The following is a 13776-nucleotide window of genomic DNA, read 5'->3' as shown; positions in this document are numbered from 1 at the left end:
GCTGTCCTCGCGATGCCCGTTCACCGGCCGTATGCGGTCGAAGCTGATTTAACCGCGACGCAGAGCGCCCATCTGTACGCCCCGCCACACACGCAAGCGGCGCGCAAGCGCACTATGCAAGCCGGCGACAAGCCGACGCCCTCGTGCGGGACGCGCTCGTGGGTGCGGCCGCGCACCGACAACGCCCCGTACCAACCGCACCATTGCACGACATTCCCGCGGACAGCGCACCATGGAAAGAAGTATCGTCAGGAACATCGTCATTAACTTTGCGGGAGCGATCGCTCCGACGTTCATTTCCCTCGTCACGGTGCCCGCCTATATTCATCTGATGGGCGTGGAACGCTACGGCGTCATCAATCTGGTGTGGACGCTGATCGGCTACTTCAGCGTACTGGATCTCGGCACGAGCCTCGCCACCGAAAATCAGATCTCCAAAGCGCGCGCCGCTAACGACGACTCTCTCGAACGCATCTTCTGGAGCGCGTGGTTCATGAACCTCGGCACCGGCATCGTGGGCGGGCTCATCATTTACGCGGGCACGGTCGTCTACATCACGCATGGTGTGAAGATCGAGCCGGCGTTCCAGCGCGAGGTGATGGCGAGCCTGCCGTGGATTGCGGTGGCCGTCCCCATTGCCAATGTGTCATGGGTGTTCGCGGGCGCGATCAACGGGGTCGAACGCTTCGCGAGCTTCAACGTTAATCAGACGCTTGGCACCGCGCTCTTCCAGTTGTCGCCGCTCGCGGCGATCTTCTGCTTCTCGCCTTCGCTTGCGGTGGTCATTCCGGCCGCGGTTCTCGCACGGCTCTTCGCCGGTCTGATGCTCGGTGCCGCGGCGTTTCGTGCGATCGGCATTCGACGCGTGCGCATGCCGCAATGGCGCGTGATGGCCGAACTGTTCCGTTACGGCCGCTGGATGCTGCTCTTTTCCGGCGCCGGCATGATTGCGTCGACACTCGACCGCGTGCTGGTCGGCGCGCTGCTCGGCGCGAGCTTCGTGACTTACTATGCGACACCCCAGAACCTGATCACGCGTCTGAACCTGCTGCCCGTCGCGATGGTGCGCACGCTGTTCCCGCGTCTGTCCGCCGTGTCGCGCGCAGACGCGGACGCGATCGCGCATAGCGCGCTCGCGTTGCTGAACGGCGCATTCACGCCTTGCCTGATCGTCGCAATGTTCGCGCTCAAGCCCTTCCTTGTCGTGTGGCTCGGGCCGACGGTCGCCACTGCGGCGCCCGTCGCGTGCGTGCTGATACTCGCCGTATGGCTCGGCGGGCAGGCGGGCATTCTGGGCATACTCATTCAGGCGCAGACCAGTCCCGCCGCTATCGCGGGCGTCAGCTGGGCGCAGCTGCCCGTGTTCGCCGGCGCGCTGTGGTGTGGCATCCACTGGTTCGGCATCATGGGCGCGGCGGTCGTGGTGGTGTCGAAGGCGCTGTTCGACTACGGCGTGCTGCTTCACTTTGCCCGGCTGCATGTTGGCTCGATCGTGCGCAATATGCTCGTGCATCTCGCGTTTCTGCTGGTGGCGCTGGCGCTCGCCGAGTCGATCAGCGCGCCGTCCTCACTGATTGCCGCCGCGCTCGTGCTGGTGTGCGCGAATCTGGCTTTGTCGCTGCATGGCTCCAGTGAATTGCGTAGCCTCGTGTACAAGCTCTGGACCAGGCTGACCTTATCGGCAAGCTGAAGTCGGATCACATCTTCACGACATATCGCGCTGGCCACGGATCATTCGTGGCCGGTGCGCTGACGAAATCACGCAGACCCGGTAAAAAACGCCCGCCGTGAGCGCAACGCCGCGCTTACAGCGGCGCCGAGTGGCTCACACTTTCCGTCATGCCGACGCGAGCTGCGTCGATATCGCGCGTGGCAATGGTGGCGAAGCGGCGCGGCTGGCAACTCGCAAGCGTGCGTTCGTAGATCGCCAGATAGCCGTCGCTCACGCGCTGCACGCTGAACTTCTCGAGATCCTGCACCGCGCGTGCGGCCAATTCGGCGCGCCTCGCCGGATCGGTGAGAAGCCGCTCAAGCGCGTTTGCCAGCGTAGCGGAATCATGCGGCGGCACGAGGACACCCGCCTCGCCGCCGTCGAGCATCTCCGGAATGCCGCCCACGCGCGTCGCGACGATTGCGCATCCCTGCTCGCGCGCCTCGCACAGCACGAGGCCCGCCGGTTCGTTGTGCGAGGCCAGCACGAACACATCGGCCTGCGCGAGATAAGCCCGCGGATCTGCAACGAACCCTTCGAAACGCGCATGCCGCGCGATGCCGAGTTGCGAGGCCAGTTGCTCCATCGCGGCGCGGTCGGGACCTTCGCCCACGAGGTACAGCATCGCGCCGGGCACGCGCTCGCGCAGCGCGGCAAACGCGTGCAACAGGTCGCGGATACCCTTGCGTTCATACATGCCGGCGAGCGTGACGACACACGGATGAGTCAGTAAAGGCAAGCGCGGCGCGATCGCGTCGGCGAGCCGCGGCGTTCCGAGCGCACCATTACGCACGACGCTCAGGCGCGACTTCGGAATACCGCGCCGCTCCATCGCGGCAGATACCGCTTCGCTGACAGCGACAACGCAGTCGCCGACGCGCATCATCGTCGCGCTCTTCTGAAATTCGTTGTGCACCGTTGTAACCAGCACGAAGCGCCGCCGCGGCACGCCGAAGCGCGCGATCAGCGCGCCCGTCATCATGTGTGCATGCACGACGTCAGGGTCGATTTGCGATACGAGCCTGTTGAAGCGCGCCACCATCGCCGGCACGCGTAAAGGTCGCGGCGATTGCGGCAACAGCACATGACGCACACCGTGCCGCGCGAGCAAATCCTCGAATCCGCCGCCTCCCGAGGCCACCGTCACATCGTGTCCGGCGCGCGCCTGCATGCACGCGAGATCGACCATCACATTGACGATGCCGTTGCCCACATTCAGCGCGTGATTGGCGAGATGGATGATTTTCATGATTTTCCTGCAACGTCGATGGAGTTGCGATGAGCAGCCGCGAGCGCGGCCGTTGACGGCGTGAACCGGTACATCAATACCTTGCCGTGTGCGTCTTCTTCGACGAATAGGAGGTATTCGCCCGACGCGAGACGATGCGCGGTGACAGGCATCGGCACGTCGGCCCAGCCGCTCGACGCGCCCACTTCCTTGCCCGGTGTCAGACGGCCGGCTTCGCGCCCGCTCGCGCGGTCATAAATCCGCACGGCTGCGCTGCGCGTCTCGACGGCGAAGATGAAGTCGCCCGCCACCGTAAAGCCGTTGACCGAGAGCCATTCGGGCGGACCGCGGTCCGGCAGGTCGATCAGGTAGCGCAGCACCGGCTTGCCGCTTTTCCAGTGGTCGTAGCGCGCAAGCTGCGAACCGGCACTATTCCAGTTGTCCTGAACAAACGGCCGCGCGCGCGTCGAGCCGGAGATGAACAGTGTGTCGTCTTCGGGAAAGTAGTTGAGCCGTGCGACGCGGTAAAACGGCGCGGGAACCGGGTATTGCCGCATCGCCGTGTAACGGTAAATCGGATTGCCGACGCGGTCGAATCCTTGCAGCGGGAAGCAGCGAATGCCCGCCGCTTCGGTGCCCTGCCAGACGCCGCCGCGACTATCCACCCACCAGCCTCGCATTGCGGGCGCATCGGCGCCGTTGCCGTTCTGGTCGAATGCGGCACGGGAGAAGTCGCCCGCGCCCGTCACGTCGCGCCAGATCCACTCACCGCGCGCCGGCTGATTGCGCGGCCACGGACCGTCTATGTGCGATTGCGCGAACAGCCCCGACGGAATCGCCGTCTCGCTATCTTCGGCGAAACGATAGATGCGCAGATACGACGAATACATGTCGGTGGTGTACAGCAGCCGGTGCCCGTCGATGTCGCGCACCATCGGCATGCCCCGCTGGCCGCCCAGGTACAGATGAAAGTACGGATCGTATGGGTAGCGGAAACGGTCGGCGGTATAACCCGCATACGACCACTCGTTGCCCGGCGCGCGCGCGAGATCCAGCGTGAAGCGCTTGCTGCCGCTGTACACGGACGGCGGATTGCCATCGACGAACTGCGCGCCGTCGACGAACAGCAGCCCTTGCAGGCTGAAGCGCTGCCGTCCATCGGGCGCATAGCTTTCGAGCAGCGCGCCGTCGTAGGTGCTCGGCCCGGTGCCGTAGGAGCGCGGACCGGCACCGTTCATCGACACATAAATGTTGCCCGCGCGATCCACGCCCACGCCAGTCAGACCGTTGAAACGCCGGGGCCCGGGCGCGCCAGCGCGCCCCGCGTAGATACCGCCTTTTTCTCCGAAGCTGGCCGTCAATTTCATGGCCGTTCCCTGCTGCATATTGCCCGCCGACGCGTTATTCCGCGCATTCGCGTCGCCGGTAAAAATCAGGATCTGCTGGCGCACACCGTTGTCCGCGATCAACAGACGTCCGCGTGCATCGACGGTCAGATCCGCCGGCACGACGCCTTCAGGCAACGGCAATTCGCCGATGACCGCCCCATTGCGGGCATGGTGCACGACGCGTTGCGCGCCGTCTGTGCGGCTGTTCTCCAAGATCCATAACGAACCGTCGGGCGCGAGCGCGAGGCGGCCCGGCTCACGTACCGGGAATGCGCCGATTGCCTGCATGGTCTGCGCGTCGAACACCTGCACCCGATTCTCGAGCGCGTTCGAGACAAAGAGCCGCGTGTCGTCCGCGGCCAAACCACGAATCGCGTAGTCGGCCTTGCCGGAATAAGTGGCGATGAGCAGGAACGCGAGGCGGCTGCCGGTTGGGAACTTCACCTGCCCCGCGAACGGCACGCCGTCGCGAATGTCCGCACGGCTGCGGCGCGAGATACCGGTCCACACGTCCCCTTCGCGTGGCGACGGTCTGTGCTTCGCGGTTTCGTTGCCGAGGCTAACCATGGTTTGTGCGACGTACACGTACTCGTCGTTCGCGGCAATCGCGTCGCCACCCATCATTCCCCAGCCATGCGTCTCGCCGCCATGGCGGAGCACCTCGGCATTGCGGTACTGACCGAGTTCGCCACCGCCCTCGTCCCACGGTGCATTGGTGAAGACGTCGCCTTGCGGCGTGACTGCCATCGCCTGTATGTCGATCTGCATCCAGCGCTGATCACCGTAACCCCATGTATTGCCAATCCACGAAGTTACATAGGAAGGCGAATTATTCGCACCGGTCGCTTGTGCGCTGGCTGGGGGGATGCTGGCCGCCGCTTCGGTGGCTTGGATCAACATCTTTGCAGCCGCAGGCGGAGCTTTCAGTTGGCCCGTAGAGGCTCCACCTCCTGGCAACCGGGCACCGCCCGCGCCGTGCTTCGATTCGCCCGCCGCAAGCAGCACGACCAGCGGGAGCGCCAGCGCGCCAGCGCACACCAGTCGCTCGAATGTTTTGCGTGTGAGGCGTCGCATGTTGTCCGGCGTCAGAACACGTCGATCGCTTCGCGATAGATTTGCGCGACCTGCGCGGCCACCACCGGCCTGTCGAAGTGCTCACGCGCATACTTGCGGCATGCCTCTTCGTCCGGCAACTTGAGCCGACCGAGCAATGCATCGGCCATGCCTTCTCCGATCGCCTTACAACCGCCGGACGGCAGCACCAGATCGCGCGACAACGGCGCCACGGCCTCAGGCAGGCCGCCTACCGGCGTCACCAGAACCGGCGTGCCGGCAGCAAGCGATTCGATCGTAGTCAGGCCGAAGCCTTCCAGCGATACGGTCGGCACCACCGAGAGGTCGGCCGCGCGGTACCACAGCGGCACGGTCTCGTCGGGCACGAAGCCGGCAAGCGTCACGTTGCCCTCGAGGCCGCGCGCGACGATGCGATCCTGCAACTGCGACGCAAGCGGACCCTTGCCCGCAATCGTCAGCAATACGTCTGGTAGCAACGGCTTCACAATCGCCATCGCGTCGATCAGATCTTCGAGCCCCATGCGCGACACCAGACGGCGCATGCAGAAAATCAGAGGCCGGTCCGCTGCGAGGCCGAGTTGCCGACGCGCTTCGAGCTTCGTCATGCCAGTGTCGAAATGCGCGACGTCGACGCATCCCGGCACGATGCGGATGCTGTCCTCACTCACGCCATACGTCTCATGAAGCAGACGGCCGAATGCCTTAGACAGCACGATATGACGTGTTGCGCCGCGATACACGAAACGTTCGAGCGCGACACGCAACGCGCGAGATAAACCACCTCCGCCGCCCGGATACGACTCCGCGGCCCACGGTCCATGAAAATGAACGACCTTCGGCACGTTGCGAAACACGCCCGCTGTCGGCGCTGCATAAAGGGCGAAATGCGTCGCGACGATGTCAGGCATGCGCGCGGCTCGCAGCACACGCGAATGCCTGCGGGAGCCCAGCAACCGCGCGCCGAGTTGCGCCTGCGCGCCCGCGAACGATTGCACGCGGCCACCCGACGCCTCGATCACGTCTGCGCTTCCCGCTACCATGCCGCGGACGTTCACCCCTTGAGCGGGAAGCGTATCCACCAGCGCCTGAAACATACGATCAAGACCGCCTGGCCGTTCGTCGAACCAGTGCATGCCGATTTGCAGCGAATCGATCGGAACCGCGCTCATAGTTTCACCGGCTCAGTCGCGCATGCAGGCGGCAACGGTTGTGCCGCGCGGCGTGCATGCACCTGCTCGTAGACTGTCAGATAGCGCTCGGCCATGGCTTGCCAGCTGAGGCTTTTCGCCACCTCTCTCGCGCGCGTGCCGAGGCTTCGCGCGTAGTCCGTATCGCTCGCCACACGCATGATGGCCGCGCCGAGCGCCGCCGCGTCGTCAGGATCGTCGAGCACCACGCCGCTGCCCGGCTCGATCACTTCGGCGCCGCCGGCAGTGCGCACCGTGATGACCGGCAATCCCGCGGACAAGGCTTCCAGCAATACCAGACCCATTGGTTCGTAGCGCGAAGGAAACACGAACGCATCGACCGAGCGCATCAGCGCGGGCATGTCCATCACCATGTCGGTGAAGTGCACGCGTGCGCTCAGTCCGAGCGATTCGACCAAAGCCGGATAAGGGCTGTTGTGCAGAATGCCCGCGACCGCGAGATGCACGTCGGCGGACGTATGGATCAGCGCATGCAGCACGGTGTCGAGGTTCTTGCGCGACATGCGCAGATCGCCCGCGAACAACAGCACGAACGGTACTTGCGGCAAACCGAAACGCGCGCGTTCGCAAGCGCCGGGCCTGAACTCGTCGACATCCACGCCGTTATGAATCACCTGCACGCGCGCCGCGCCGACGCCCAGCGCCCGCACCTCGCCCGCCACCTTCTGCGAAACCGGCACGATGACCTCGGTATGGCGAAACGCCCACTTCTCGCATGCGATGTTCAGCCACGTATAGATAACCTGATACGCGTGATAGAAACTGTGCAGCAGACGAAACGGATAGAAGCCGCAGCGATACCAGCCGTCGTGCACGAAGTGCGCCGCGTTGACGTCGGAGCGGGCCCATGCAATGAAGCCGTTGACATGAACGACGTCGAACTCATTGCGGTGAGCGCGAATCCACGCGCCGCAGCGCAAAGCGAACATCTGATACTGAACCAGCCGTGTCGGCAGGCGACTCTTCGAAACGCGCACGAAACGCACGCGCGGATGCGCGACCAGTTCCGCGGCCGCTTCTGCGGCAAGCAGCGTCACGGTATGCCCAGCAGCCAGCGCCGCCAGCACGATCTCGTAGTTCACGCGCCCTTGCCCATCGTTCTTGCGCACGACATGGGTAACGATGAGAATTCGCATCCCGTTGTCCTTCATTTGAATTATCAGGTCCGCGAAAGCGCCGCGCTATTCGTGGCGTGCCGCTCTCGCGCATAGCGCGACGAAATCACCGGCAAGGTCACGCCGAGAAAGAAAAACATCCCGGATACGGAGGTAAGCGTGTTGATGAAAATCATCATCGAGAAAATGGCGACGGCCACACCTACGCCGGAGATAGCGAGAAGATCGGTTGGATGCGATCGGCTCGCGCGATACGCGCGCCACAGCAACATGACCACGCCTGTCGCGTACAGCAACGTGCCTGGCCAACCCATCACGAATGGCACTTCCATCAGGCCGCTGTCGAAGTCGGCTATTGCGGAGGCGGATTTGTCGTCGGACAGCTTGGTGCCCTGACCCGTCGCGCCGAGGCCTTGACCCGCGATATCGGTGAGCGCCGACGAAAGAAACGTCTTGTAGAACTCAGCGCGCGCCTGGTAGCTGTTGTCCTCGCCGATGTCCTGGATGGTGCTGAAGCGGCGCATCACGGGCTCGGCCACCTGATCGATCATCATTAGCGGCGCGGCCATCACGGCAAGCCCGAATACGCCGGCGAGCAAGCGCATCCGGCTTTTACCGTCGAGCATGGCGAATGAATAGACAAGCGCGATTGCAAAACCGCCCCACGTACTGCGCGCGCTGGTGAGCAGCAGCGCGGGAATGCCGACGCAGCCGAGCACGATGCGCGCTTTGCCGCGCGCCGCGAGCGACATCAGCAGGATAGTCATGAGCGTGACTGCGAACGGCCCGCAAGAATTCATCGTGCTGCTGATGCGCATGCCAAACGGCACCGGCTGGCCCTCAGATTCCATCTTCGAGGCAATCAGCCAGAACGCATCCCACGGCATCGGCGAAATGAATTCAAGCAATCCGTAGAGACTCATCAGGAGTCCGCCGTAAACGAATGTCTTCAGCAGGACCCGGTGGTAGTCCGGATAATGGCGCCACGTCACGGTCATATAAAACGCGACCATCACTGGATAGAGCCAGTTGATCAGCGTAAAGGTTGCGGCGGCAGGACCTGCTTGCACAAAGCCCACCACGTACGCGTACAGAAGCGCGATCACGATCAACAGAAGCGGTGCGGCCCGACGCTGCCCGAATGCAGAGACGTGCTTGATGAGCGTGAATCCCATGAGCGCCACCGCCAGCAGCGGTGCGACCATGATCGGACTTTGCTGATTGAACGCTCCGCTCACAAAATCCGCGAGACGCCTTACTTCCGGCGTGAGGAAGAAAAGCCAGCAGACGAATCCGAGGTAGTGAGCCGGCGAGCGCCGGTACAGCAACAGCGCAACGCCAAAGGCACCGGCTGGAAAGAACAGCTCGACCACTTTTCCCTGATGCAGCAGGATGAGGCCCAGCGTCACGCCGAACAGCAGCAACGGCCAACGCAGCGGGTGCCGCAGTGTCCGTGACGCGCGGCGAGTGCGCGTGGCTCTCGCCGCTCCTCGTTCGCTCCTCGTCGTTGCACCGTGCCTGTCGTCAGCCGGCGTGCGCAGCGCGAGCCGCGCGCTCGACGGCGTGATCAGCAACCGCTCCATTACAGCATCTCGAACGTGTTGACGAGCGCAGCACGATCGCGCTCACGTCGCCGCAATACAGCGAGCGGCTGCGACGCGCGCATGTGCCGCGTTAGGCCGATAAAAGGCACGCCATGTTCGAGGTATGGACCTTCCGTCTTGCGAAAGCCGAATTGCTCGTAGAACTCGCGCAAGCCGAGCGGCGCGCTCACACGCGCGGCGTGTCCCGGCCAACGCTCGGCAATAGCCTGCAATACGCGCTCCACCAGCATTTCGGCGGTACCGTCGCCGCGCCGCAGCGGGCTCGTCAATACCTTGTCGATCGTGATCTCGGGATCTTCGGCGTCGCCGGGCCGCACGCGAGCGTAGGCGAGAATCGGCATGGGCCGCCCCATGTCCTCCACGGCGAACACATGCAGCGATTCCTCGTCGCGGCCATCGGCATCGAGGTAGACATGCGATTGTTCGACGACGAACACCGCGCTGCGCGCCCGCAGAATCAGGTACAGCTCGCGTGCCGAAAGCTGCTCGAATTCCAGCGTTTTCCAGTTCATCACGTTCCCCAGCGGATTCTTTTATGTTTAACGGACCGGCGCCGCACGCCGCCCGCCTGGGCCACGTTAGACACGCCAGCCCGTCTGATGGCTACACGTTAAGGCCGCGATACATGCGTTTCCGTGCGGCATCGCACTGACGCTGCGGGTTGGCGATTCTTAAATACGAGGCACCGGATCGCGCCTCACGTCGCGAATAAAAAAATCGGCCGCATGCATTCGTCTACGTCGGCGAACGCGAAGAGACCGCTGCACAACTGAGGGGTACACCACCATGAAAACCGCATTGCGACGCATCCTTTCCGAATCCGCTCGCCTCGACGTATCGCCGGAGAGCCTCGCGGACGATGCCGATCTCTATGCCGCAGGCCTCTCCTCCCTCGCGACCGTGCACCTGATGCTCGCAATCGAGGATGAATTCGACGTCGAGATTCCAGACCGCATGCTCACGCGCCGGCTGTTCTCGAGCATCGATTCGATGGCCGCCGCCGTTACCGAACTGCAACAGGCGAAAGCAGCATGAACACCCCACTGCTCGATCCGGCTGCTTCGGCGGCCGCGACCACGCCCGCGGCTCTGACGGCGATCGAGCCCGAACCCGCCTGGCGCGCTGCGGCGCAACGTTGTGCGGCAGTCGCCGCGCAGTTCTCCAACGCCGTCGACGGCGAAGCCCGCTTTCCCGCCGAAGCGTTCGCGGCACTCAAGCGCGAGCGGCTGCTCTCGGCGATGGTGCCGGCGGCATACGGTGGCGCGGGCCTCTCGCTTGCGGACGTCGGCGCAATCTGCGAAACGCTTGCCCAGGGCTGCGCCTCCACCGCGATGATCTATGCGATGCATCAGATCCAGGTCGCCTGTATCGACGAGCACGGCAGCGAGTCGCCATGGCACCGGCAGTTGCTCGCGCAACTTTGCGAGCAACAATGGCTTTTCGCATCGGCCACGTCTGAGGAAACGATCGGCGGCAATATGCGCACGAGCGCCTGTTCGGTCGAGGCCGACGGCGAGCGCTTTTCGATCGAAAAACTCGCCCCGACGATTTCATATGGCGCGCATGCGGACGCCATTCTGGTCACCGCCCGCCGCACGGCGGAGTCGGCCGCCTCGGACCAGGTGCTGATCGTCGCGTTACGCGAACAAACGCTACTCGAAAAACGCGGCGCCTGGGATTCGATGGGTATGCGCGGCACCTGCAGCGAAGGCTTCAGACTGGTCGCCACCGGTCTTGCCGCGCAGATCCTGCCGACGCCCTTCGCCGAGATCGCCGACCAGACCATGCTGCCGGTCTCGCACACGCTGTGGGCATCGGTATGGACGGGTGTGGCCGCCGACGCGGTGAATCGCGCTAAGGCCTTCTACAGGGCACAGGCTCGCTCGAAGCCCGGCGCGAATTCACCGGCCGGCGTGCGCCTCGCGCATGCTGTCGGGTTGTTGCAGATGATGCAGGCGCGCCTTTCCGTAGCACTCGACGCGGCGCGTGCTGCGCACGCCGCACGCCTTCATGAATCGCAAGCCGATGCTCCGCTCGCGGCGATGCTCGGCTTCGCGTCCGACATGAACACGCTGAAGACGAGCATCTCGACGATTGCACTGGACGTCGTGCACGAAGTGATGATGATCTGCGGCATGGCCGGATACAAGAACGGCACGCCGTACAGCGTGGGACGCCATTTGCGCGATCTCTACTCCGCACCGCTCATGATCAATAACGACCGCATCGCGCAGAACACCGCGAGCCTGCTGCTCGCGCAGCGCCCTGCCGCGCCGGGGAGAGCCTGATGAATACGATGACCGATACCGCTGCGCTCGCTACCGCCACGAATGGCGACCAACACATTGCGCCCACCTTTCGCGACGAGTTGCTGGCCGCGGGCCTGTTGATCGACACCGGTGAAAATGGACTGTATGGCCGCAGCCAGATTTTCGAGGATGTCGTCGATCGGCTGAACGTGGCTATCACGCACCTTGGCGCCGATCAGGATGCCGAAGTATTGCGCTTTCCACCCGCCATGCGCCGGACAGACTTCGAGGATAGCGAGTATCTGAAGAATTTCCCCGACCTCGCCGGCACCATTCACTCGTTTTGCGGCAACGACATGGGCCACCGGCGCCTGTTGCAGGCGCTCGATCACGCGATGAACGCGAGCGACGACGATCGCAGCGACGAATGGATGGCGCAGCAAAAGCCCACGCGCGTGGTGCTCACGCCGGCCGCCTGTTATCCGATCTATCCGGTACTGGCGCGGCGTGGCCCGCTGCCTGCCGGCGGACGCACCGTCGACGTGCTCTCGTATTGCTTTCGCCACGAGCCTTCTCTCGATCCCGGCCGCATGCAGATGTTCCGTCAGCGCGAATATGTGCGGCTCGGCAACGCCCACGAGGTAATGGCGTTCCGCCAGATGTGGATTGAACGCGGCTCGCTGCTCGTCTCCCTGTTGCAATTGCCTGTCGAAGTGGACCTCGCCAACGACCCGTTTTTCGGACGTGGCGGGAAGATCGTCGCCGATAGTCAGCGCGCCCAGGCGCTCAAGTTCGAACTGCTGATTCCTGTGGCGAACCCGGACAGCAAAACCGCGTGCCTGTCGTTCAACTATCACATGGACCACTTCGGCAAGATCTGGAAGATCGCTTGCGAAGACGGCACGCTCGCGCATACGGGCTGCGTCGGCTTCGGCATGGAGCGCATCACGCTCGCGCTGTTCCGTCATCACGGGCTGGACGTGAAAGCATGGCCCGACGACGTACGCGCTTTGCTATGGGGCGATACTGCAACACGCGTCGCGCACGGCATGGCACAGATGCACGCGTTGGCTGCAGCATCGGACACCGGAGACGGCGCATGAGTGCATCGCAGAGGCGCTTGCAGGGAAACGCATTCTCTACATCGCAGTTGCCTCGGCAACGCGCATCGACTGCTAACGCTGCGCACGCTTCATCGCAAGCAGTCGCACTCCACGCGCAAGCAGCGCGTGCGCGACAGCACGAGCCGCATGCATGGCATCAGGGCGAGCGCGTCTGGCAGGAAACCAACTGCTATGTGGATCTGTGGATCGAATTGCTGCACGGCTTCGGTCTTGATCCGCGCGCGGCGTTTGGCTTCACCGTCACGCAGGACTTCGAAGGCGATCAGTTCACGTTCTTCAAGTTCCCTCTTGAAGACCTGGAGCGGCTCTACGGCACCCAGGTCCAGGAACTCGCGATCTATGACTCGCTCGAAGCACGCGTGCTCGCGCAGACTCAGCGCGGCCACACGGTGCTCGTCGAAGTAGACGGTTTTTATCTGCCGAACACGCGCGCCACGTCGTATCGTCGTGAGCATCCGAAGACCACGGTAGGCATCGACTTCATCGACCCGGACGCGCGCCGTCTCGGCTATTTTCACAACACCGGCTATCACATGCTGGATGGCGAGGACTACGACGGCGTGTTCCGCAAGCTGCCGCAATTCGCACAGCAGCCTGACCTGCTGTTCCCCTACGTCGAATTCGCGAAGCAGGCGCGGCCCGCGCTGGAAGGCGCGGCGCTCGCGGAAGCGTCGGCGGAACTGTTGTGCGCGCATCTAAGCCGGCGGCCTTTGACGAATCCGATCTCCGAATGGCGTGCCGCATTCCCGGACCACCTCGATACGCTGATGGCGCGCGGCGAGGCGTTCTTTCACCCGTACTCGTTCAATCTGATGCGGCAGCTCGGTGCGAACTTCGAGTTTCTCTCGAAGTACCTGCTGTGGCTCTCCGAGCAAGGTTTTGAGATTCCGGCGACGATTCCCGCCGCCGCGCAACGTATCGCGTCGGAGTCGATGGTCATGCAGTTCCGGCTCGTGCGAGCGACCGCGCGCGGACGCCGCGACGCGTGCGACGACTGCTTCGACGTGCTCGAAAGCGCTTACGAACAGACACTGCCGCCGCTCGCCGCTCTCGTGTCGTGACGCATGTGCCCCGA

Annotated in this window: 11 protein-coding genes; 5 read left to right on the top strand and 6 right to left on the bottom strand. The window is 63.8% G+C overall.

Features of this window, described 5'->3' with window-relative positions:
• Window positions 1-232: 232 nt before the first annotated feature.
• Window positions 233-1690, top strand: coding sequence for an MATE family efflux transporter (locus OH764_RS06550; protein WP_498848459.1), 1458 nt, complete (start codon window positions 233-235; stop codon window positions 1688-1690).
• Between the two features lie 115 nt (window positions 1691-1805).
• On the opposite strand, the gene OH764_RS06545 is transcribed toward OH764_RS06550, so the two are convergent.
• The 6 genes from OH764_RS06545 to OH764_RS06520 are packed head-to-tail and all read right to left on the bottom strand — an operon-like array spanning window position 1806 to window position 9840.
• Complete coding sequence (locus tag OH764_RS06545; RefSeq protein WP_498848458.1) at window positions 1806-2960, bottom strand: glycosyltransferase family 4 protein; 1155 nt, start codon at window positions 2958-2960, stop codon at window positions 1806-1808.
• Window positions 2957-5401: an NHL repeat-containing protein gene (locus OH764_RS06540; RefSeq protein WP_498848457.1), complete on the bottom strand. Its 2445-nt coding sequence runs from the start codon at window positions 5399-5401 to the stop codon at window positions 2957-2959. Before OH764_RS06540 ends, OH764_RS06545 begins: the two co-directional genes overlap by 4 nt.
• An 11-nt stretch (window positions 5402-5412) precedes the next feature.
• Window positions 5413-6570 carry a glycosyltransferase family 4 protein gene (locus OH764_RS06535; protein ID WP_498848456.1) on the bottom strand — a complete coding sequence of 386 codons (1158 nt, stop codon included), beginning with the start codon at window positions 6568-6570 and terminating at the stop codon, window positions 5413-5415.
• Window positions 6567-7745 (bottom strand): glycosyltransferase family 4 protein, encoded by a 1179-nt coding sequence (locus OH764_RS06530; protein WP_498848455.1) that lies wholly within the window; start codon window positions 7743-7745, stop codon window positions 6567-6569. The genes OH764_RS06535 and OH764_RS06530 overlap by 4 nt, the downstream gene beginning before the upstream one ends.
• A gap of 23 nt (window positions 7746-7768) precedes the next feature.
• Window positions 7769-9307 (bottom strand): O-antigen ligase family protein, encoded by a 1539-nt coding sequence (locus OH764_RS06525; RefSeq protein ID WP_498848454.1) that lies wholly within the window; start codon window positions 9305-9307, stop codon window positions 7769-7771.
• Window positions 9307-9840, bottom strand: coding sequence for a GNAT family N-acetyltransferase (locus tag OH764_RS06520; RefSeq protein WP_020065748.1), 534 nt, complete (start codon window positions 9838-9840; stop codon window positions 9307-9309). The genes OH764_RS06525 and OH764_RS06520 overlap by 1 nt, the downstream gene beginning before the upstream one ends.
• A 274-nt stretch (window positions 9841-10114) precedes the next feature.
• Here OH764_RS06520 and OH764_RS06515 point away from each other — a divergent pair, with 274 nt between their 5' ends.
• From OH764_RS06515 to OH764_RS06500, 4 genes are read left to right on the top strand one after another with little or no spacing between them, the layout of a single operon-like run.
• The gene (locus OH764_RS06515; protein WP_020065747.1) at window positions 10115-10363 is read left to right on the top strand and encodes an acyl carrier protein; all 249 of its coding nucleotides are present in this window, start codon (window positions 10115-10117) and stop codon (window positions 10361-10363) included.
• Entirely contained in the window at window positions 10360-11616 is a 1257-nt protein-coding gene (locus tag OH764_RS06510) for an acyl-CoA dehydrogenase family protein (RefSeq protein WP_498848453.1), read from the top strand. Before OH764_RS06515 ends, OH764_RS06510 begins: the two co-directional genes overlap by 4 nt.
• Window positions 11616-12680 (top strand): amino acid--[acyl-carrier-protein] ligase, encoded by a 1065-nt coding sequence (locus OH764_RS06505; RefSeq protein ID WP_498848452.1) that lies wholly within the window; start codon window positions 11616-11618, stop codon window positions 12678-12680. Before OH764_RS06510 ends, OH764_RS06505 begins: the two co-directional genes overlap by 1 nt.
• Window positions 12677-13762, top strand: coding sequence for a DUF1839 family protein (locus OH764_RS06500; RefSeq protein WP_498848451.1), 1086 nt, complete (start codon window positions 12677-12679; stop codon window positions 13760-13762). Before OH764_RS06505 ends, OH764_RS06500 begins: the two co-directional genes overlap by 4 nt.
• Window positions 13763-13776 lie beyond the last annotated feature (14 nt).

This window comes from Burkholderia sp. M6-3 (assembly GCF_050858985.1).
GTDB classification, from domain to species: domain Bacteria; phylum Pseudomonadota; class Gammaproteobacteria; order Burkholderiales; family Burkholderiaceae; genus Paraburkholderia; species Paraburkholderia caledonica.
This window is presented reverse-complemented; position numbering and strand designations above follow the sequence as displayed.